This is a genomic window from Nocardioides ganghwensis (genome assembly GCF_014779655.1).
GTDB classification, from domain to species: domain Bacteria; phylum Actinomycetota; class Actinomycetes; order Propionibacteriales; family Nocardioidaceae; genus Nocardioides; species Nocardioides ganghwensis.
In genome coordinates this window covers 41335-62231 of record NZ_JACXYX010000016.1, presented here as the reverse complement: position 1 = coordinate 62231, position 20897 = coordinate 41335, and the positions used below count along the sequence as shown (strand labels likewise).

The 20897-nt window shown below is 73.0% G+C and carries 15 protein-coding genes; 11 read left to right on the top strand and 4 right to left on the bottom strand.

The window, feature by feature from the left end; translation table 11 throughout:
* Positions 1–30 precede the first annotated feature (30 nt).
* Positions 31–1410, top strand: coding sequence for an NAD-dependent malic enzyme (locus IEZ24_RS17110; protein ID WP_129455837.1), 1380 nt, complete (start codon positions 31–33; stop codon positions 1408–1410).
* 162 nt (positions 1411–1572) lie between these two features.
* Here the strand turns inward: IEZ24_RS17110 and IEZ24_RS17105 are convergent, their stop codons facing one another.
* The gene (locus IEZ24_RS17105) at positions 1573–3669 is read right to left on the bottom strand and encodes an MMPL family transporter (protein ID WP_242498530.1); all 2097 of its coding nucleotides are present in this window, start codon (positions 3667–3669) and stop codon (positions 1573–1575) included.
* Positions 3670–3822: 153 nt separating this feature from the next.
* On the opposite strand from IEZ24_RS17105, the gene IEZ24_RS17100 reads away from it, so the two are divergent.
* On the top strand, positions 3823–4308 hold the full coding sequence (locus IEZ24_RS17100) for a MarR family winged helix-turn-helix transcriptional regulator (RefSeq protein WP_129455836.1): 486 nt from the start codon (positions 3823–3825) through the stop codon (positions 4306–4308).
* A 22-nt stretch (positions 4309–4330) separates the two neighbouring features.
* Here IEZ24_RS17100 and ppgK read toward each other — a convergent pair whose 3' ends face one another.
* Positions 4331–5086: a polyphosphate--glucose phosphotransferase gene (gene ppgK / locus IEZ24_RS17095; protein WP_129455835.1), complete on the bottom strand. Its 756-nt coding sequence runs from the start codon at positions 5084–5086 to the stop codon at positions 4331–4333.
* A gap of 198 nt (positions 5087–5284) precedes the next feature.
* Here ppgK and IEZ24_RS22430 point away from each other — a divergent pair, with 198 nt between their 5' ends.
* Together IEZ24_RS22430 and IEZ24_RS17085 are read left to right on the top strand one after the other, a co-directional pair.
* Positions 5285–6769 (top strand): fatty acid desaturase, encoded by a 1485-nt coding sequence (locus IEZ24_RS22430; protein WP_129455834.1) that lies wholly within the window; start codon positions 5285–5287, stop codon positions 6767–6769.
* Positions 6770–6899: 130 nt separating this feature from the next.
* Positions 6900–7463, top strand: coding sequence for a TetR/AcrR family transcriptional regulator (locus IEZ24_RS17085; protein ID WP_129455833.1), 564 nt, complete (start codon positions 6900–6902; stop codon positions 7461–7463).
* Between the two features lie 75 nt (positions 7464–7538).
* Here IEZ24_RS17085 and IEZ24_RS17080 read toward each other — a convergent pair whose 3' ends face one another.
* Positions 7539–9182, bottom strand: a complete 1644-nt coding sequence (locus tag IEZ24_RS17080; protein WP_129455832.1) for a M28 family peptidase — start codon at positions 9180–9182, stop codon at positions 7539–7541.
* A gap of 154 nt (positions 9183–9336) precedes the next feature.
* Here IEZ24_RS17080 and IEZ24_RS17075 point away from each other — a divergent pair, with 154 nt between their 5' ends.
* From IEZ24_RS17075 to IEZ24_RS17065, 3 genes are read left to right on the top strand one after another with little or no spacing between them, the layout of a single operon-like run.
* Positions 9337–10725 carry an MFS transporter gene (locus IEZ24_RS17075; RefSeq protein ID WP_129455831.1) on the top strand — a complete coding sequence of 463 codons (1389 nt, stop codon included), beginning with the start codon at positions 9337–9339 and terminating at the stop codon, positions 10723–10725.
* A gap of 9 nt (positions 10726–10734) precedes the next feature.
* A complete protein-coding gene (locus IEZ24_RS17070) occupies positions 10735–11946 on the top strand; it encodes a M15 family metallopeptidase (RefSeq protein WP_129455830.1) in 1212 nt (403 codons plus the stop codon).
* A gap of 58 nt (positions 11947–12004) precedes the next feature.
* A complete protein-coding gene (locus IEZ24_RS17065) occupies positions 12005–12982 on the top strand; it encodes an NADPH:quinone oxidoreductase family protein (protein ID WP_129455829.1) in 978 nt (325 codons plus the stop codon).
* Between the two features lies 1 nt (position 12983).
* Here the strand turns inward: IEZ24_RS17065 and IEZ24_RS17060 are convergent, their stop codons facing one another.
* Positions 12984–14390 (bottom strand): hypothetical protein, encoded by a 1407-nt coding sequence (locus IEZ24_RS17060; RefSeq protein WP_129455828.1) that lies wholly within the window; start codon positions 14388–14390, stop codon positions 12984–12986.
* 143 nt (positions 14391–14533) lie between these two features.
* On the opposite strand from IEZ24_RS17060, the gene IEZ24_RS17055 reads away from it, so the two are divergent.
* The 4 genes from IEZ24_RS17055 (at position 14534) to IEZ24_RS17040 (ending at position 20806) form a co-directional block, all read left to right on the top strand.
* Positions 14534–16477: a M13 family metallopeptidase gene (locus IEZ24_RS17055; protein WP_129455827.1), complete on the top strand. Its 1944-nt coding sequence runs from the start codon at positions 14534–14536 to the stop codon at positions 16475–16477.
* 46 nt (positions 16478–16523) lie between these two features.
* Complete coding sequence (locus IEZ24_RS17050; RefSeq protein WP_129455826.1) at positions 16524–16982, top strand: universal stress protein; 459 nt, start codon at positions 16524–16526, stop codon at positions 16980–16982.
* 72 nt (positions 16983–17054) lie between these two features.
* On the top strand, positions 17055–17855 hold the full coding sequence (locus IEZ24_RS17045; RefSeq protein ID WP_242498529.1) for a 2-phosphosulfolactate phosphatase: 801 nt from the start codon (positions 17055–17057) through the stop codon (positions 17853–17855).
* 62 nt (positions 17856–17917) lie between these two features.
* Positions 17918–20806: a BTAD domain-containing putative transcriptional regulator gene (locus IEZ24_RS17040; protein ID WP_165356122.1), complete on the top strand. Its 2889-nt coding sequence runs from the start codon at positions 17918–17920 to the stop codon at positions 20804–20806.
* Positions 20807–20897 lie beyond the last annotated feature (91 nt).

Sequence of the window (20897 nt, the reverse complement as noted above, 5' to 3'; positions counted from 1 at the left end):
TAACCCCGCGAGCGGGGGAGGGTCTGGGGCATGGCAGCAACCGCGTCGTCGTACTCGATCACCATGCGGTTGTACACCGCGGCCGACCACAGCGTCGTCGGCGCGGTCGCGACCACCATCGCGCACAACGGGGGCGTGGTCACCGCGATCGACGTCGCGGAGTCGCGCCACGACCGCCTCACCGTCGACGTGACGTGCTCGGCCGCCGACGCGGAGCACTCCCAGGAGCTGGTGGCCGCGGTCTCCGAGGTCGAGGGCGTGACGGTCCACAAGGTCAGCGACCGGACGTTCCTGCTGCACCTCGGCGGCAAGATCGGGGTCCAGTCCAAGGTGCCGCTGCGAACCCGTGACGACCTGTCGATGGCCTACACCCCCGGCGTCGGCCGGGTGTCGATGGCGATCCACGACAACCCCGAGGACGTCCGCAAGCTCACGATCAAGGGCAACTCCGTCGCCGTCGTCACCGACGGCTCGGCCGTGCTGGGCCTCGGCAACATCGGCCCGGGTGCCGCGATGCCGGTGATGGAGGGCAAGGCCGCGCTGTTCAAACGGTTCGCCGACATCGACGCGTGGCCGATCTGCCTGGCCAGCCAGGACACCGACGAGATCGTGAGGGCCGTCGAGATGATCGCCCCCGGCTTCGGCGGCATCAACCTCGAGGACATCGCCGCGCCCCGCTGCTTCGAGATCGAGGCCCGGCTGCGCGAGTCGCTCGACATCCCCGTCTTCCACGACGACCAGCACGGCACGGCGATCGTCGTGCTCGCCGCGCTCACCAACGCGCTGCGCTGCGTCGACAAGCAGCTCGCCGACGTACGCATCGTGGTCTCCGGTGCGGGTGCCGCCGGCACCGCCATCGTCACCCTGCTGCTCGCCGCCGGGGCCGCCGACGTCGTGGTCGTCGACCGCGAGGGCGCCCTGGCCGCGGGCGACGAGTCGCTCTCGACCGCGCACGCCGAGCTGGCCGCCGCGACCAACCCGCGTCGCGTCCGCGGCTCGCTGCAGGAGGTGCTCGTCGACGCCGACGTCTTCGTCGGCGTCTCGGCCCCCCGCATCCTCGACCCGGAGTGGATCCCCACGATGGCGGCCAAGCCGGTCGTCTTCGCCCTGGCCAACCCCGACCCGGAGGTCGACCCGGCCGAGGCCGACAAGTACGCCGCCGTGGTCGCGTCGGGCCGCTCCGACTACCCCAACCAGATCAACAACGTGCTGGCCTTCCCCGGCGTCTTCCGCGGACTGCTCGACGCGGGTGCCTCCGAGGTGACGACCGACATGCTGCTGCGTGCGGCGCAGGCGATCGCCGACACGGTCAGCGCCGAGGAGCTGCACGCCGCCTTCATCATCCCGAGCGTCTTCCACCCCGACGTGACCAAGCGGGTCGCCGCCGCGATCAGCGGCCGCGAGGGCTGACGTACGCCGGCGCCCGCGCGGCGTCGTACGGGCCTCGCGATGCCCGCGTGACGTCCCACCTGGTGGGGAAGTCCGACACTTCGTGGGGGTTGTGAAGGCCTCGAAGTGGCGGACTCCCCGCTCGAGCGGGGAGTCCCCGGGAGGCCGGGCCGCGCCCCCGGGTCAGGCGGCGGGCCCGACCTTCCGAGGCCACCAGAACTTCTCGCCGAGGGTCAGGGCGAGGGCCGGGACCAGCACCGTGCGGACGACGAGCGTGTCGAGCAGCACGCCGACGAAGATGATCGCGCCGAGCTGGGCGAGCACGACCAGCGGCAGCACGCCGAGGACGGCGAAGACCGCGGCGAGCAGGATGCCGGCGCTGGTGATGACGCCGCCGGTGGCGGTCAGCGCGCGGAGCATGCCCGTACGGGTGCCGTGCTCGCGCGCCTCCTCGCGGGCCCGGGTGACGAGGAAGATGTTGTAGTCGACGCCGAGCGCGACGAGGAACAGGAACGCCAGGAGCGGCACCCCGGTGTCCATCGCCGGGAAGTCGAAGACCCACTGGAACAGCCACCAGGACGCGCCCATGCTCGCGGCGTACGTCGCTAGGACCGTCGCGACGAGTAGGAGCGGTGCCACCACCGAGCGCAGCAGCAGCACGAGGGCTCCGAGCACGAGCAGCAGGATGAGCGGGAGGATCAGCAGCCGGTCCTGGGCGGCGTAGTCGGCGGCGTCGAGCGCCTCGGCGTCACCCCCGCCGACGTGGGTGTCGTCGAGGTCGGCGACCGCGTCGCGGACGTCGAGCACGACCGTCTGGGCGGCGTCGCTGCCCGGCGCGGCGTCGGGGACGGCGTCGATGCGGGCGATGCCGTCGGCGCTGGTCGAGATCCGGGCGGAGTCGACCCCGTCGACCCCCTCCACCGCGGCGAGCACCTGCTCGGGCTCCGCGCGGCTGACGACCTGGACCGGGTCGGAGGTGCCGGCCGGGAAGGACTCGCCGAGGCGCTCGGCGGCCGCGATGGCCTCGGGCCGCTGGAGGAACTGGTCGGCCGGGTCGAGGCCGGTCGTGATCGAGGTGGTGCCGACGGCGAGCAGGGCGAGACCGGCCACCGTGCCGGCCACGAACGTGCGCGGGCGGCGGGCCACGGCATCGCCGACGCGGCGCCACACGCCGCGCGAGTCGACCAGCACGGCGTCGCCGACGTGCGGCACCCGCGGCCAGAACACCCACCGGCCGAACAGCACGAGCGCGGCCGGGAGCACCACGAGCGCGAAGGTCGCGGCGATCACCACGCCGACCGCGCAGGCCAGCCCGAGTCCGCGGGTGGTCGGGATCGCGGAGAGCAGCAGGGTCAGCAGGCCGAGCACGACGGTCGTCGCGCTGGAGAGCACGGCCTCGAAGGTCCGCGAGAGCGCCCGCGCCATCGCGTCGTGGCGCGAGTCGGTGGTCTTGAGCTCGTCGCGGTAGCGGGAGATGAGCAGCAGGGCGTAGTCGGTGCCCGCGCCGAAGACCAGCACGCTCAGGATGCCGACGGTCGACTCGTCCCAGGCGACGCCCGCGACCTCGAGCACGTTGGTGGCGATGATGGCCGCGAAGCGGTCCGCGATGCCCACGACGGCCAGCGGCACCAGCCAGAGGACCGGGCTGCGGTAGGTGATGATCAGCAGGAGCGCCACGATCGCGGCAGTGGCGGCGAGCAGCCGGATGTCCGCGCCGTCGAAGACCTGGCCGATGTCGGCCTGGATGCCGGCCGGCCCGGTCACCTGGACCTCGACGCCGTCGGGGGCGTCGTCGCGCAGCTGGTCGCGCAGCTCCTCGACCTTGTCGATGTTGTCGGTCGCGGACGTGGAGGTCACGGGGACCGCGACGAACGCGGCCGTCCCGTCCTCGGCCACGACGACGGGGGACTGCTGGCCCTCGCCTCCTCCGGGCGGCCCGTCGGGAGCCCCGCCCTGGCCCTCGCCGCCGGCGGCGGCGAGGAGGGCGAGCCCCTGCTCGGTGAGCTCGCCGCGCACGGACTCGTCGAGCTCGCCGGACTCGGCCGTCCACAGCACGATGGCGACCTGTCCCTCGTCCTCGGGCAGCTGCTCGGAGAGCTCGACCGCGAGCGTGCTGTCGGCGCCCGCGGGCAGGGTGTCGACCGGGGATCCCTCCCTCTCGCCCTCGGGCAGGAAGGCGATCACGGCGAGTGCCATCAGGAGGGGCACGAGGGCCACGAGCCACGCGACGCGAGGACCGGTGATGGCGCGAGCGGGCGCGGGAGGGCGGGGCTGGGACACGGGAATCCTCGGGATGCTGGGAGATCGCTAGGGAAGGTGATTGCTAACCAAGTTACTTATCAAGTTAACGGTAGAGTGGGTACGGTGGCAAGCCGCGGCACCGCCACCCCTGGACCGCCGCACCAGACGACCCCGACAGCGGAGAGCCCTCGCGTGACCGACCAGCACCCGTCCGACACGGTTCCCGCGTGGGCCGAGCGCGGTCAGGAGCGCACGCAGCCGCCGACCCTCCTGGCGCTGCGCGACCTCGTCGCAGCGGGGAGCCGGGTCACCCACGTGGTGGCGCGCCGGGCGGGACTCAGCGAGACCGAGCTGGTGACGCTCGAGCACCTCAGCCGCGAGCAGATCGGCCCTGCCGAGGTGGCGCGACGCCTCGAGGTGTCGACCGCCGCCGCGACCGGCATCGTCGACCGACTGGTCGCCCGCGGCCACGTCGAGCGCCGCCCGCACGAGCTCGACCGCCGGCGCACCGACCTCCACATCACCGACTCCGGGCGCGGCGAGGTCGTCGGCCACCTGATGCCGATGTTCGCCGCGCTCGACCGCCACGACGCCTCCTTCAGCGAGGAGGAGAAGGCCGTGGTCGAGCGCTACCTGCGCGGGGCCACCGCCGCGTTCGAGCGGGTCCTGGAGCCGTAGGCGCCGGGAGGCCGTACGGGACTCAGTCCGGGCTGCCGGCCTTGCGGTGGGCGACGAGCGCGGCGCCGACGATGCCGGCGCGGTTCTGCAGGGTCGCGGGCACCATCTCGGTCTCCACCTTGATCAGGTGGCCGAACTTGTCCCAGGACTTGCTGACCCCGCCGCCGACCACGAACAGGTCGGGGGAGAACAGCCGCTCGAGGTGGCGGAAGTAGGCGGTGAGCCGTTCCGACCACGCCTCCCAGCTCAGCCCCTCGCGCTCACGCGCGCTGGTGGCGGTGGTGACCTCGGCGACCGCGCCGTCGAGCTCGAGGTGGCCCATCTCGGAGTTGGGGACGAGCTGGCCGTCCCAGATCATCGCCGAGCCGATGCCGGTGCCGAGCGTGATGACCATGACGAGGCCGCCGCGGCCCTTGGCCGCGCCGTACTCGGCCTCGGCGAGCCCGGCGGCGTCCGCGTCGTTGACGACGTGGACCTCCCGGCCGAGCGCCTCGGTGAAGATCGCGTCGGCGTCCTCGCCGATCCACGACTTGTCGATGTTGGCCGCGGAGAGCACGACGCCCCGGCGGACGATGCCCGGCACCGTCACCCCGACGGGCTTCGTCGAGACGGGGAAGCTGCCGACTATCTCGCCGAAGACGCGGGCCACCGCTTGCGGGGTCGCCGGCTTGGGGGTGTCGATCCGGACCCGGTCGGCGGCGAAGTCGCCGACCTCGAGGTCGACGGGGGCGCCCTTGATGCCGGTGCCGCCGAAGTCGATGCCGAAGGGGTGTTCCATGGCGCACAACCTATCGCCAGCACTCGGAGGATGTGACGGGGGCAACACCCGACGAGACAGCGCCGCGGTGGGGCCGCGGCTCGGCCGGAACGCCTGACGGACGCCCGACCCCACGGCTGGCTTGACAGAAAGCGGCCTCTTGTCAAAGGAGTTTACAGATCGTATGGTCTTGTAAACCCCACGGCAGGAGGTCCGCAGATGCCCGGCTACCCCACCCGAGTTCCCAGCCGACTCGCCCCCAGCGGAACGGTGCCCGACGGCACGACGGAGCTCTGGAAGGACCGCAAGCGCTACCTCTGGCTCATCGGGCTCGTGGTGCCGAGCCTGGCCTTCGTCGCCTTCGGCGGCTACCTCGCCACGGGGTGGAGCGTCTGGTTCTGGATCGGTCCGATCGTGATCCTCGGCATCGTGCCGGCGATCGACCTGGTCGCCGGGCTCGACCGCTCCAACCCGCCGGACGACGTGATCGAGGCGCTGGAGCAGGACCGCTACTACCGCTGGATCACCTACCTCTTCCTCCCGATCCAGTACGCCGGCTTCCTCGGCGCGATGGCCGTGGTCGGCGGCTGGGACTACTTCGGGCTGCTCGCCGACCAGCCGTTGTCGACGCTCGACAAGATCGGCATGGCCGTCTCGATCGGCTGCATCGGCGGCATCGGCATCAACACCGCCCACGAGCTCGGCCACAAGAAGGAGGCCAACGAGCGCTGGCTGTCCAAGATCGCGCTCGCGCAGGTCTTCTACGGCCACTTCTACATCGAGCACAACCGCGGCCACCACGTCCGTGTCGCGACTCCCGAGGACCCCGCGAGCGCCCGGCTGGGCGAGAACTTCTACCAGTTCTGGCCCCGCACGGTCGGCGGCTCCCTGAAGTCGGCCTGGCGCCTGGAGAAGCGGCGGCTGGCCCGCCGCAAGCAGAGCCCCTGGCGCCTCGACAACGACGTCCTCAACGCGTGGCTCATGTCGGTCGTGCTGTGGGTCGCGGTGCTCGCCGCCTTCGGCATCGAGGTGCTGCCGTTCCTCGTGATCCAGGCGGTCGTCGGGTTCTCGCTCCTCGAGGTCGTCAACTACATGGAGCACTACGGGATGCTGCGGCAGAAGGTCGGCGAGGGCGACCGCCAGCGCTACGAGCGGGTGCTGCCCAGCCACAGCTGGAACTCCAACAACATCGCGACCAACGTGCTGCTCTACCACCTGCAGCGCCACAGCGACCACCACGCCAACCCCACCCGGCGGTACCAGACACTGCGCGACTTCGAGGAGAGCCCGGTGCTCCCGACGGGGTACGCCGGGATGATCGTGCTGGCCATCGTCCCCGCCGTCTGGCGCCGGGTCATGGACCAGCGGGTGGTCGACCACTTCGGCGGCGACGTCTCGCTCGCCAACATCAGCCCGCGCAAGCGCGAGACGTACCTCCGCCGCTACGACGCGGTCGGGTACGCCGCCCGGGCCGAGGCCGAGCGCGCCGCCGGGGAGGCCCTGCCCGGGGCCGTGGCCGAGGTGCTCGCGGCCCGCTGCCCCAGCTGCGAGTACGTCTACGAGGTCGCGGCGGGCGACGAGCACGAGGGCTTCGCGGCCGGCACCGCCTGGGCCGACATCCCCGACGACTGGTGCTGCCCGGACTGCGGCGTGCGCGAGAAGGTCGACTTCGTCCCCTGCGAGCCGGAGCGCTCGGTCGCCTGACGGTCCGTACGTCATGGGCGGTGGTGGCTGCGGCGACCACCCCCCATGACGTTGCCCGACGACGTCATGGGCGGTGGCGGTCAGGACGACCGTGCGCCATGACGTACGCCGGGGCTCCTAGACTCGGCGCATGCCCGAGACCACCCGCGACCGCATCGTCGCGGCGGCCGTCGAGCTGACGACCTCCTCGGGATGGGCAGCGGTCACGATGGCGCGCCTCGCCGAGGCGGCCGGGGTGAGCCGGCAGACCGTCTACAACGAGGTCGGCTCCAAACCGGCGCTGGCCGAGACCATGATCCTCGAGGAGCTGGCCCGCTTCCTCCAGGTGGTGGAGCAGGCGTTCGACGCCCGGCCCGACGACCTGGGCGGCGCGATCGAGAAGGCCGTGTCCGACGTGCTCACCTATGCGCGTGCCAACAAGCTGCTGCACGCGGTGGTCAGCGCCACCCACGGCGCCGACACCGAGCTGCTGCCGCTGCTGACGACCAACGCCGCCGGCCTGCTCGGCGTGGCGAAGGAGGTCATCAGCGCGCGGGTGGCGCCCTACTCCCCGGGCCTCGACGCCGACCACCTCGACCCGGCGATCGACATGGTCGTACGCGTGGTGCTCAGCCACGTCATGCAGCCGTCCGGCTCGCCGGAGCAGACCGGCGCCGACATCGCCTGGCTCGCCGCCAAGGTCCTCGGCGGCTGAGCGCCCGGGGCGGGCCGGGTCCGAGGGGACGGCCGCCGCGGGTGCGACGACCGGCCCCTGGGTCCCGGCGCCGTGCTACTCGCTCGGGTCGTGGTCGTCGTGGAGACCACCGGACGGGCAGCCCGCGGTCGTGCAGAACGTGCCCTCGGGCCCTGCCGGGGAGGGGAGCGGGACGGACTCGGGCACGGGCTCGCCCGCCACCCCGTTGACGTCCTCGGTCGAGTAGGCGTACGTCAGCGCCGCATAGGCGATCAGGTCGCTGTTGACCTCGAGCGCGGCGTTGCTGTTGTTGGCGAAGGTGTCGCAGGCCAGGTGGTAGCACGGGTCGAACTGCGCGCCCGCCGTGCCACCCCAGATGGCCTGCTGTGCCGGGGTCTTGACGACCTCCGCGCCGGTGAACAGCCCTCCGGACGGGATCCCGGCGACGATGAACGCCTGGTAGTCGCTGCGACCCGAGTACTGGGTGTCGTCATAGGGCCGGCCGACGGAGGTGTAGAACCGCTCGTAGAGGTTCTCGATCGCCTCCGAGCCCTCCGGGATCGGCACGCCGGCCGGCGCGGCGAAGGTCGACTCGTTGGCGTCGTAGGTCATCAGGACGTAGTTGGGCGAGCCCACCATGTCGTAGTTGAGGTAGAGCGCGATGCGGTCGCGCTCGGCCTGCGAGAGCCCCTGGACGTACGCCGTCGAGCCGAGCAGGCCGGCCTCCTCGGCGCCCCACCAGGCGTAGCGCACGGTGTTGAGCGGCTTGACCTTGGCCATCTGGAGTGCGGTCTCGAGCAGCGCGGCCGAGCCGGATCCGTTGTCGTTGATGCCGGGACCGGCCCCCACGCTGTCGAGGTGCGCACCACTCATGACCACGTTGTCGGGGTTGAGGATGCCGCGCATCTCCGCCAGCACGTTGTAGTCGGTACGGGTCTGGCTGGGCAGGACGCGGACGCGAGCGGTCGAGCCCGGCTGGGACAGCGCGACGCCGGCGGCGAAGCTGGCGCCCACCACCGGGACGGTGACCGGGGCCGGGGACGGGTTGAGGGTGCCCACGATGAGGCCCTCCCGCGTCGGGTCGTTGCCCTGGTTGAAGATGACGACGGCCTCCGCGCCGGCAGCCTGGGCGTTCACGGCCTTGATCGCGAAGGCACAGGTGCCGCGCTGGACCAGCGCGATGTCGCTCGGACCGGACAGGTCGAGGCCGGCGAAGTCGGCGGCCTCGCAGCCGCTGGAGCTGTCCCGCGGCGGGGTGAGGGCGAGGTCGACCGGGACGACGTTGCCGGTGACGTCGCCGTTGCCCGAGCCGGTGTAGGTGCCGGTCGCGTGGTCCGCCGTCACCGGGGAGAGCTGGCGCAGCAGGGCGGGGAAGACGAACTGGAAGTCGAAGGGGTCGAGGGTGACGGTGTAGCCGGCGGCCCGGAGCTTGTCGGCGACGTACTCGACGCTCTCGGCGTACCCCTCGGTGCCGGCCACGCGGGTGCCGGGGTAGTACTCGTCGTCGTTGGCGTCCGCGATGCCCTGGAAGGCGGCCTGGTGCCCGCGTACTCCCTCGACGGTGACGCACGCGAGGAGCTTCTCGTAGGTGTTGTTGGTGCGCTTGAGGCACGACGGTGGTGCGGCGGCCTCGGCGGGTGCTGCGGCTCCGGTCCAGGCGAGCACGCCGGCGACGAGGGCCAGCGCGAGCGAGCCCGCGGCGCGCGAGAGGCGCCGGGGCGATGACGACGAGAGGTTCATGGGGTCTCCTGACCTGCCGTGCGCCCGTCGGGGGGTGGGGGTGGGGGTGGCGGACGTCTCTCGCGATCAAACGACTGCCCCCCGACGCGGTCAAGGACGGGCCGGGACGCTCTAGACCGCACGTCCGGTGAGCGGTGGCGCCTAGCCTTGCGTCGTGAGCACGGTCTCCTGGGGTACGCCGCCCGCCCGCGGCGTGGTGGCCGCCGCGACGCTGGGGTCGGGGATGACGCTCCTCGACGGCACGGTCGTCAACGTCGCGCTCCGCACGATGGGCGAGGACCTCGACGCGACGCTGGCGCAGCTGCAGTGGATCACCAACGGCTACCTCCTCTCCCTCGCCTCCCTGATCCTGCTCGGCGGCTCGCTGGGCGACCGGCTCGGCCGGCGACGGGTCTTCGTGATCGGCACCGTCTGGTTCGCGGCCGCCTCGCTGCTGTGCGGGCTCGCACCGACCGCGGAGGTGCTCGTCGTCGCGCGCGTGCTGCAGGGCGTGGGCGGGGCGCTGCTCACCCCGGGGAGCCTCGCGATGATCCAGGGCGCGTTCCGCGCGGAGGACCGCAGCCGGGCGATCGGCGCCTGGTCGGGCCTCGGCGGGATCGCCGCCGCGCTGGGGCCCCTCGTCGGCGGGCTGCTGGTGGACCACGCGTCGTGGCGGTGGATCTTCCTCATCAACCTGCCGCTCGCCGCGGTCACCGTGTGGCTGGCGCAGACCTGGGTCCCGGAGACCCGCGACCCGCGGGTGCAGGGGCGCTTCGACGTGGCCGGTGCCGTGCTGGCCGCCCTCGCCCTGGCCGGCACCACGTGGGCGCTGACCGACGCCGGCGGGACCGCGACCCTCTGGGCGGCGACAGGCGGTGTCGTCGCAGCGGTGGCCTTCGTCGTCGTCGAGCGGCGCTCGCGCGAGCCGATGGTGCCGCTGCGCCTCTTCGCCGACCGCACGTTCAGTGCCGCCAACCTGATGACCCTCGTGGTCTACGCCGCGCTCGGCGCGATCCTGTTCTTCCTCGTCCTCCAGCTGCAGACGGTCGGTGGCTACAACGCGCTCCAGGCCGGGCTGGCGACGCTGCCGATCACCGCCTGCATGCTCTTCCTCGCGGCCCGCGGGGGCGCGCTCGGCGAGCGCATCGGACCGCGGATCCCGATGACCTTCGGCCCGCTGGTGATGGCGGCCGGCACCCTCTTGCTGCTGCGCGTCGGACCCGACGTCACCTGGTGGCGCGACGTCGCTCCCGGGCTCACCGTCTTCGGCCTCGGGCTGGCGCTGATGGTCGCGCCGCTCACCGCGACGGTCCTGGCGGCCGCCCCCGACGAGGTGGCGGGCGTCGCCAGCGGCATCAACAACGCGCTGGCCCGCGCCGGGTCCCTGCTCGCGGTCGCCGCGCTCCCCATGGCGGTCGGCCTGGCCGGCGACGACTACCGCGACCCGGCGCGGTTCGACACGGCGTACGGCTCCGCGGTGCTCGCCTGCGCCGGCCTGCTGGTCGTCGGAGGCCTGGTCTCGTGGTTCACGATTCCGCACCGCGTCCAGACACGCACTGCCTAGGGTCTGGGCATGGGCGTACGACGGGGAGCCGGGGCGGCGGCGACCGCTGTCCTCGCGCTGGTGCTCGTCGCGTGCAGCGAGCCCGCCGCCCGCGAGGAGCCGGACGCCACGCCCGCCTCGCCGGTCGCCGAGCCCACGCAGCGCCCCTCGACCGCACCCGTCGCCGACCCGGCCCACGCCGTGGACCCGCCCGGCGAGCGCGACGGCCGGCTGTGGAGCGCCGACATCCTCGTGCAGTGGGACAAGCCGATCGACGACGAGCTGCTCGAGCGCATCGAGAAGCTGCGCGGCGTCGCCCACACCGAGCGCATCGGCCTGGGCCAGGTGAGCCTGGAGAACCGCGTGCTCACCGTCGCAGCCGTCGACCCCGCCGGCTACCGCAACTTCACCCGCGCCGAGGTGGCCGACTTCCAGGAGGCCTGGGACCGCGTCGCCGGCGGTGAGATGGCCACCGAGGCGAGGGTTGCCCGCCGGCTGGCGGACCCGGACGGGATGATCCGGCTCGGCACCGACGAGGGTGCGCCGACCCTGCACGTCGGGGCCTACACGCCCCAGATCCCGACGATCGACATGGTCGTCAACACCGCGTGGGCAGCCGACATCGAGATGGCGACGGACAACGGGCTGCTCATCTCGACCGACGGCACCACCCCCGCCACGATCCGCAGGCCTCTCGAACGGCTGGTGGGCGAGGACGCTTCGGTCCAGATGCTCGACGTCGCCTCGCGGCTCGGGCTCGACCCCGACGCCAAGCTCACCGCGATCCCGACCGGCGGCACGCTCGGCAGCCTGGTCGGCACGTTCCGCTACACGGTGCTCGGAGGCGGGCGGATCGCTCCAGACCCGGCCTGGGTGCGGGCCCACATCCGCACCGAGGTGGTGCCCATCCTGGGCAGCGTCACCTGCCACAAGAACCTGTTCCCGCAGCTGCGCGCAGCGCTGCTCGAAGTGCAGCAGCGCGGCCTGGCGGGCGCCATCGACCCGCGTCAGTACGCCGGCTGCTACTACCCCCGGTTCATCGCCAACACGACCACGTTGTCCAACCACTCCTTCGGCCTCGCCCTCGACGTCAACACCGCGGGCAACCAGCGCGGCACGGTCGGCGAGATCGACCGCGACGTCGTGGCGATCTTCAAGACGTGGGGCTTCGCGTGGGGCGGGGACTGGCGCTGGACCGACCCGATGCACTTCGAGCTGGCCGAGGTGAAGAAGGTCGGCTGACCTGCTGGCCCCCTCGCCACGCCCGCACGCGTACCTCGTGCGTGACTAGGCTCGGCGCATGCGCGCAGTCCAGGTCGTCACGCCCACCGGTCCCGCCGACATCGAGGTGCGCGAGGTCGACCCGCCGACGCCCGGGCCCCACGACGTGCTGGTCGAGGTGCACAGCGTGGGCGTCGCGTTCCCCGACCTGCTGCTCAGCCGCGGCGAGTACCAGTTCAAGCCCGAGCCGCCGTTCACCCTCGGCGTCGACTTCGCAGGCGTCGTCCTCGACCCCGGCTCTCCGGAGTCCAGTGGCTTCACCGTCGGCCAGCGGGTCGCGGGCGTCAACCTCAACGGCGGTGCGGCCGAGCTCGTCGCCAACCCGGCGATCTTCACCTTCGCGCTGCCCGACACGCTGTCGTACGACGCGGGCGCGGCGCTGCCGATGAACTACCTCACGGCCCTGTTCGCGCTCGAGGAGCGCGGCGGCCTGCGCGAGGGCGAGACGGTCCTCGTGCACGGGGCCGCCGGGGGTGTCGGCACGGCCACCCTCCAGGTCGCCAAGGGCCTCGGTGCCCGCACGATCGCCGTCGTCAGCACCGAGGAGAAGGCCGCCTTCGCCCGGGCGGCGGGCGCCGACGACGTCGTCGTCGGCCCGGACTTCAGGGACGCGGTCAAGGAGCTCACCGGCGGCACGGGCGTCGACGTGGTGCTCGACGTCGTCGGGGGCGACGCCTTCACCGACTCGCTGCGCTGCCTGGCCGAGCAGGGCCGGGTGCTGGTCGTCGGGTTCGCCGCCGGCCAGGGCATCCCCGAGGTCAAGGTCAACCGCCTGCTGCTCGGCAACACCGACGTCCGCGGCGTCGGCTGGGGGGCGTACGCCATGACGCGCCCCGGCTACATGCAACGGCAGTGGCACCGCCTCGCGCCGATGATCGAGTCCGGCGTGGTGAAGCCGCCGATCGGCGCGACCTACGACCTCGCCGACTTCGGGCGGGCGCTCGTCGACATGGACGAGCGCCGCACCCTCGGCAAGTCGGTCGTACGGGTGCGCTGACTCAGCGCACCACGCGCAGCCTCGCATTCTCGGGGTAGTAGCTGCGCTTGGTCGCCCGGACGGTGATCCGTCCAGGACGGGCCTGGCCGGGGAACCGGATCGAGCAGCGTCCGGCACCGTTGGTGGTGCAGCGGCGGCCGCCGGCGCGGACCTTCACCCGGGCCACCCCGCCGTCGACGTCGGTGACCTTGAGGACGACCCGCTGCGCCCGGCCGACCCGCCACCGGCCCGGCGTGGTGCGCAGCGTCATCCGGGCCAGCGCCGACATCGCGTGGACCCGGCTCGGGTCGCCGGCGTCGTTGCCGGTCAGCATCAGCTCGGAGCGCAGCGCGCCCGCACTGCTGACCTCGAGCCCGAAGGTGCTGTAGAGGTCGTCGAGGAGGGTCGGCCTGCGGTCGACGGTCCAGCCCCGCGCCGAGACCCGCGACACGCGGGGCGTGTAGCCGATGGGTCCCTGCGCGGCCAGCCACAGGTGCCCGTCCGGCAGCACCGCGAGCGAGACGTTGTTGGGGCCGTCCATCCCGCGTACGCGGTGGATGCGGTTGGCGAAGACGTCCCACAGCACGACCCGCGAGTCGATCGTGTAGGCCGCGACCACGCCGACGCCGGGACGGTCCACCACGGCCATGGGCTGGCCCGGGTTGGTGTAGGCGCCGGGGGCCTTGACCGCTGCGCCGAGGGACGGCCAGACCTGCCGGGCGTAGATCCCCGCACCGCGGATGGACTGGTAGACGACGTAGACGGACGACCCGGACCGGACCAGGGACGCGCCGTAGGCGTCGTGGTCGGTGAACTCCTGCACCGTCGCGGTCGGCACCGCGGCCTCGGGGACGGCTCCGACGTTCCAGTGGAACCCGCCGGTGTCGCCGTAGCCCGTGATCGGCGTGCCGTCGGGGGTGTACGCCATCGTGACGCCGCCGTCGCTGTTGCTCCGGGCCAGCACCTCGCGGGGCACGACCCACGAGGAGCCGCCGTCGACCGAGACGGCGGTGTAGACGCCCTTGTAGGTGAAGAAGTTGGCGGTGTTGCCGTCGATCGTGCCGCGGAACGCCAGGCGGAGGCTGCCGTCGGCGTTGACCCCGAGGTCGACCGGCGTGCTGAGCTGGGCCCAGCTGGTGGGGAGGACGCGGGTCACCGGCCCCTGCGAGCCGCTCGGGGAGATCGTGGTGTGCTCGTAGTTGTGGGTGCCGTCGGGGTTGTCGACGATCCACACGACGTGCTGGGTGCCGTCCGCCGTACGGGCGACCGCCGCCTGGGCGAAGTTGGGTGAGGCGCTGGCCGTCAGCGGGCTCCACGACCGGGTGCCGACCCGCTCGGCGGTCCCGGCGCTCCCCGGTGGGGCGGCCAGCGTGGTGGCGACGAGGCCGCCGGCGGCGAGCAGGGCGAGCGTGCGCGTGCGTCGGAACATGGGTCCTCCCGATCGAATCCGTCCAAGACTCCCCAGCCTCACCCATCCGGGTGGGTTTGGCAGGGGTGCCAGCACGTGGTCTGGACCAGTGCGGCGAGACGGGTGTCACCTTCGCGTCTGGGTGCCGGGGTTAGGGTCGGCGCGTGACGATCCTCGACGCTGCCCGCGACGGCATGAACCCCGACATCCGCCCGCAGGACGACCTGTTCGGCCACGTCAACGGCCGCTGGCTCGACGAGACGGAGATCCCCTCCGACAAGTCGAGCTGGGGCGCGTTCATCGCGCTCGCCGACGCCGCCGAGCAGCAGGTCCGCGACATCATCACCGAGCTCGCCGACCGGCCGGCCGACGAGCTCGACGAGGACGAGCGCAAGATCGGTGACCTCTACGCCTCCTTCATGGACACCGAGACGATCGCCGCGAAGGGCCTGGAGCCGATCCGCGGCCTGCTCGACCGCGCCCACCGCGTCTCCGACCTCACCGAGCTGGCGGCCTTCCTCGGCATGTTCGAGCGCATCGGCGGACCGGGCCTGTTCGGCTCCTACATCACCCCCGACCGGGCCGACGCCTCCAAGAACATCGTCTACCTCGCCCAGGGCGGCCTCGGCCTGCCCGACGAGTCCTACTACCGCGAGGACAAGTTCGCCGAGATCCGCGAGAAGTACCTCGCCTACCTCACCACGCTGCTCACCCTCAGCGAGCACGACGACCCGGCGGGCGCGGCGGCGCGCGTGCTGGCGTACGAGTCGCGCCTGGCCGAGGGCCACTGGGAGGCCGCCGAGACGCGCGACGTGCAGAAGACGACCAACCACAAGAGCCTCGAGGAGCTGCGCGAGCTCTGCCCGGCCTTCGACTGGATCACCTACGTCACCGGCCTCGGCGGCACCGAGGAGACGCTGCGCCGCTCGATCGTGATGCAGCCCGACTTCTTCTCCCACCTGTCCACGGTGCTGGACGAGACGCCGATCGAGACCTGGCGCGACATCCTCCACGTCCGCGTCGTCCGCAGCTCCGCGCCCTACCTGCCCGACGAGTTCGTCGAGGCCAACTTCGACTTCTACGGCCGCACCCTCAACGGCACCCCCGAGCTGCGGGCCCGCTGGAAGCGCGGCGTCGACTTCGTCGAGGGCGCGATCGGCGAGTCGGTCGGCAAGGTCTACGTCGCCCGCCACTTCCCGCCGACGTCCAAGCAGATGATGGACGAGCTGGTCGCCAACCTCGTCACGGCCTACCGCCGCTCGATCGAGGCGCTCGACTGGATGGGCGAGGACACCAAGCAGAAGGCCTACGACAAGCTCGACCGCTTCTACCCCAAGATCGGCTACCCGGAGGAGTTCCGCGACTACTCCGCGCTGACGATCTCCGCAGACGACCTGATGGGCAACGTGGCGTCGGCGTCGGCGTTCGAGACCGACCGCCAGCTCGCGAAGGTCGGCCAGCCCGTCGACCGCGACGAGTGGCTGATGCTGCCCCAGACCGTCAACGCCTACTACCACCCCGGCACCAACGAGATCTGCTTCCCGGCCGCGATCCTGCAGCCGCCCTTCTTCAGCCCCGACGCCGACGACGCCGAGAACTACGGCGGCATCGGTGCCGTCATCGGCCACGAGATCGGCCACGGCTTCGACGACCAGGGCGCGCAGTACGACGGCGACGGCAACCTGCACGACTGGTGGACCGCCGACGACAAGGCCGCCTTCGAGGCCAAGTCGCAGGCGCTGATCGCCCAGTACGACGCCTTCGAGCCGCGCAACCTCCCGGGCGAGCACGTCAACGGCAGCCTCACCGTCGGTGAGAACATCGGCGACCTCGGCGGCCTGACCATCGCCCACAAGGCCTACGTCATCAGCCGGGGCGGCGAGGCCTCGGTCGAGGACCGGCGCACGCTGTTCCTCAACTGGAGCCACGTGTGGCGCACCAAGCGCCGCAAGGAGCAGGAGCTCCAGTACCTCACCATCGACCCGCACAGCCCGGCGGAGTTCCGCGCCAACATCGTGCGCAACCTCGACGAGTTCCACGAGGTCTTCGGGACCGAGCCGGGCGACGGGCTGTGGCTCGAGCCGGAGGGTCGCGTCCGGATCTGGTGACCTTCGGCCCCCTGACAGGGGCGCGGCGGCTCCCTAGGCTGGTGGCATGGTCAGGAAGGAAGCCCACATCACCGGCGGCATCGTCGTGGGGCACGACGGCTCACGCGCCTCCGGCCCCGTCGTACGTCGCGCCGGCGACCTCGCGCGCCGGCTGGGGGTCACCCTCCACGTCGTGCGCGTGTGGAACGTGACGACGGCGCCCCGCCCGGACACCATGGTGGGCGGCTACGTGCCTCCCTTCGCCGAGTTCGAGCAGGCCGTCATCGCCGACCTCAAGGCCGACTGCGTCGCCGCCGGCCTGGCCGACGACGTCGACGTCCAGCTCTACGCGCTGCGCGGCCAGGCGACCGAGCGCCTCATCGACGCCGCGGCGGGCGCCGAGATGCTCGTCGTCGGCACCCGCGGCGCCGGCGGGTTCAAGGGCCTCCGCTTCGGCTCCACGGCCACCCAGGTCGTACGCCACTCGCCCGTCCCGGTGCTGGTGATCCCCAACGGCCCGGAGTGACGTGCGTCGACCGACGCCGTACGACGCCCCACCGTTTCCACCATCGCGGCTCCGGCGCTGTTCAATGTCCGGGTGACGCTGCCGGGACACGACCAGTCCACCTACCGGCTCCGCATGGAGTGGGGACCGACGGGTGCGGAGGCGGTGTCCGCGGACTACGCCGTCGTGGTCGACGTGCTGTCCTTCACCACCACCCTGAGCGTCGCGGTCGAGCGGGGCATCGAGGTCTTCCCCTTCCGCTGGCGCGACTCGCGCGCCGCCGAGCACGCGGTGCGCCACGGCGCGACCCTCGCGGTCGGCCGCTTCGAGGCGCTCTCGCGCGGTGACGCCCGGCACGTGTCGCTCTCCCCGGCCAGCCTCGCGGAGGTCGACGGGATCGAGCGCCTGGTCCTGCCCTCGCCCAACGGGTCCACGATCGCCTTCGCCCTCGCCGACTCCGGCGCACAGGTCGTGGGCGCCTGCCTGCGCAACGCCGCGGCCGTCGCCCGGTGGCTCGCCCCGCAGGTCGCCGACGGGGCCAGCGTCGTGGTCGTGCCGGCGGGGGAGCGGTGGCACGACGAGACCCTGCGCCCGGCCGTCGAGGACCTCTGGGGCGCCGGTGCGGTGCTCACCGCCCTCGACGCCGAGGCCGAGGCCGGGGCCAGCCCCGAGGCCCGCATGGCCATGGCGGCCTGGCAGGCGGCGGTGCTGCCCCACGACCTGCTCCACTGCGCGGGCGGTCGCGAGCTCGGGGAGGCGGGGTTCGTCGCCGACGTCGAGATCGCCGCGCGGTGCGACGTGAGCGAGGTCGTGCCCGTGCTGGTGGGCGAGTCGTTCCGCGACGCCGCCGACCTCACCCCGCCGGCGCCGCGGCTGCGCCGCGTCGGCGACTGAGCAAACCACGCGCACGCACGCCCGCCTCCGCCTAGCATGCTGCCCGCGACGAGGGGGTGCGCGTGATCGAGGTGCTGGGGCCGCTGCAGGTCCGCCGTGACACGGACGGCGAGGCCGTGGACGTCGGCTCGCCGCGGCACCGCGAGGTGCTGGCCGCGCTCGTCGTCGATGCCGGACGGGTGGTCTCCACCGACTCGCTCCTCGAGCGGGTCTGGGGCGACGTGGGGCGCGGTGCCAGCACCTCCAACCTCCACGCGGTCATCTCCCGGCTGCGCGGGCGGCTCTCCGGCGCGGGCATCGACGTCGCCATCGCGACCGCGCCACCCGGCTACCGCTTCGACCCGCCGGAGGCGGTCGACGCGACGCGCTTCCAGGACCTGCTCGCGCGCGGGCGCAGCGCCACGGACGCCGGTGACCTGCCGGCCGCCCACGACCTGCTCCACGCCGCGTTGGAGCTGTGGCGCGGCCCGGCGTACGCCGACGTGCGGTTGCCCTTCGCCGAGGTGGAGGCGGCACGCCTGGACGGGCAGCGGCTGGCGGCCTGCGAGCTGGTGGTCGACGTCGAGCTGGGGCTGGGCCGGGTCGCGCCCGCCCTCGACCGGCTGCCGGCCCTCGTCGCGGAGCAACCGCTGCGCGAGGCCTTCCGACGCCAGCAGATGCTGGCCCTCTACCGGGCGGGCCGGCAGGCCGAGGCCCTCGAGGTCTACGCCGCGCTGCGCACGCTGCTGGCCGAGGAGCTCGGCATCGACCCCGGCCCCGAGCTGCAGGAGCTGCACCGACGGGTGCTCGCCCAGGACGAGGAGCTCGGCGCGACCCCCGCCGGGTCGGACGCCCCAGCCCCGACGGCGTACGCCCCCGCCCCGACGGCCGCACCGCTGTGGCACTCCGAGGTGGTCGTGCCCGCCGACGAGCTCGTCGGCCGCGACCACGACGTCGCCCACCTGCGCGACGTGCTGACCGCCTCCTCCCAGCGGCTCGTCACGGTCACCGGCGTCGGCGGCGTGGGCAAGACCCGGCTCGGACACGCGGTCGCCGAGGCGTCGCGCGACGCCTTCCCCGACGGTGTGGCTCTGGTGTCCCTCGCCCCGATCGCCGACCCCGACCTGGTGCTCCCGACCGTCGGGCGCGCCTTCGGGCTCAGCGCCGCCGAGGGGCTGGACCCGCTCGACGCCGTCGCCCAGCACCTGCGCTCGCGACGGGTGCTGGTGGTCCTGGACAACTTCGAGCACGTCGTCGATGCCGCACCTGCGCTGGCGCGGCTCGTCGCCGTCTGCCCCCGACTGAGCGTGCTGGTGACCAGCCGTACGACGTTGCGGGTGCGCGGTGAGCTCCACTACCAGCTGTCGCCCCTCGACCTCCCTGGCGCCGACGACGACGCCCCGGCCTCGGTCGCGGGGTCGGCGTCCGTGGCGCTGTTCGTGGACCGCGCGCGTGCGGTGCAGCCGGGCTTCGCCGTCGCCGCCGACAACGCCGCCGCCATCGCGGGCATCTGCCGCCGGCTCGCCGGCATCCCCCTCGCCATCGAGCTCGCCGCGGCGCGCACCCACCTGATGAGTCCGGCTGCGATCTGGGAGCGGCTGGACCGGGTCATGGAGGGGTCGGGGGCCCGCGACCTCCCGGCCCGGCAGCGGACCATGCGCAGCGCGATCGACTGGAGCTACCGGCTGCTGGCGCCCGAGCAGCGGGAGCTGTTCCGGCGGCTGGCCGTCTTCCACGGCGGCTTCACCCTGGACGCGGCCGAGGCGGTGCTCGGCGACGCCCGGGACACCCTCGGGCTGCTCGAGGACCTCGTCGCCCACTCGCTGGTGCTGCGCGACGCCGACCACCCCGGGACGGTGCGGTTCCGGCTGCTGGAGCCGGTGGCGCAGTTCGCGGCCGAGGTCCTCGCCGCCGATGCCGACGAGGAGCGCGACGCCCGCGACGCGCACCTCGCCCACTTCCTCCGCCTCGCCGAGGAGGTCGAGCCCGGCTACCGCGGGGACGGCACCCGGGACGCCCTCGCGACCACCGAGCGCGAGCACGCCAACCTGGTCGCCGCGATCGAGTGGGCCCTGGCGTCCGGCCAGGGCGACCTGGCCGGGCGCGCCGCCTGGGCGCTGTGGCTCTTCTGGTGGTTGCGAGGTCGGCTGCTCGACGGCCGCCGGCTGCTGCAGGGAGTGCTCGCGCAGGACGTGTCCGACCCGGTCCGCGTCCGCGCCCATGCCGCCCTCGGTGCCATGACCTTCGCCCAGGGCGACATGGCACTGGCCCGCACGTGGTGCACGGGGGTGCGGCTGGCGCGCGGGTCCGGCGACCTCGAGGGCGAGGCCCACAACCTCGCCGGTGAGGGGCTGATCGCCCTGGCCGAGAACCACCTCGACGAGGCCGAGCTCCGGTTCGTCGAGACGGTGCGCCTGACCGAGGAGGCGGGCCTCGCCGGAGAGTGGCTGTGGACCCTCGCGCACATCTGGCAGGCCACCATCCGGCTCCTGCTCGGCTTCCCCGACCACGCCGTGCCGCTCCTCGAGGAGGCGCTCGCCGCTGCCCGCGGCCGCAACGACCCGCTGGCCATCTACATCGCGCTCTTCACCTCCGTCCAGGTGGCGGTCAGCGTCGGCGACCTCGCGACCGCGCGTACACAGCTCGAGGAGGGACTCGCGCTGAGCCTGGACACCGGTGACATGGCCAACCTCGCCTACTTCCTCGAGGCGCTCGCCGTGGTGGAGTCGCAGGAGGGGGACCACGAGCGGGTCGCGGTGCTGCACGGGTCCGCGGCGCGACTGCGCGAGTCCGTCGGCTCGAACGTCTACGGCTACTACCAGCCCGACCAGCAGCTCCTCGCCGACGCGATCGCCGCCGCGCGCACGCACCTCGGCCCGGCGTACGACGACGCCGTCGCCCGCGGACGCGGCCTGGGCGCGGAGCCGACCGTCGCGTACGCCACCGCGCCGCGCTCCGCCCTGCTCGACTGAGCCGCGCCCGCGGGCAGGAGCCCGCAAGGTCCCGCAAGCCAGCCGCAGGGGAACCGCAAGGGCGTCCCGTCACCGTTGCTGCTCCCGGCGA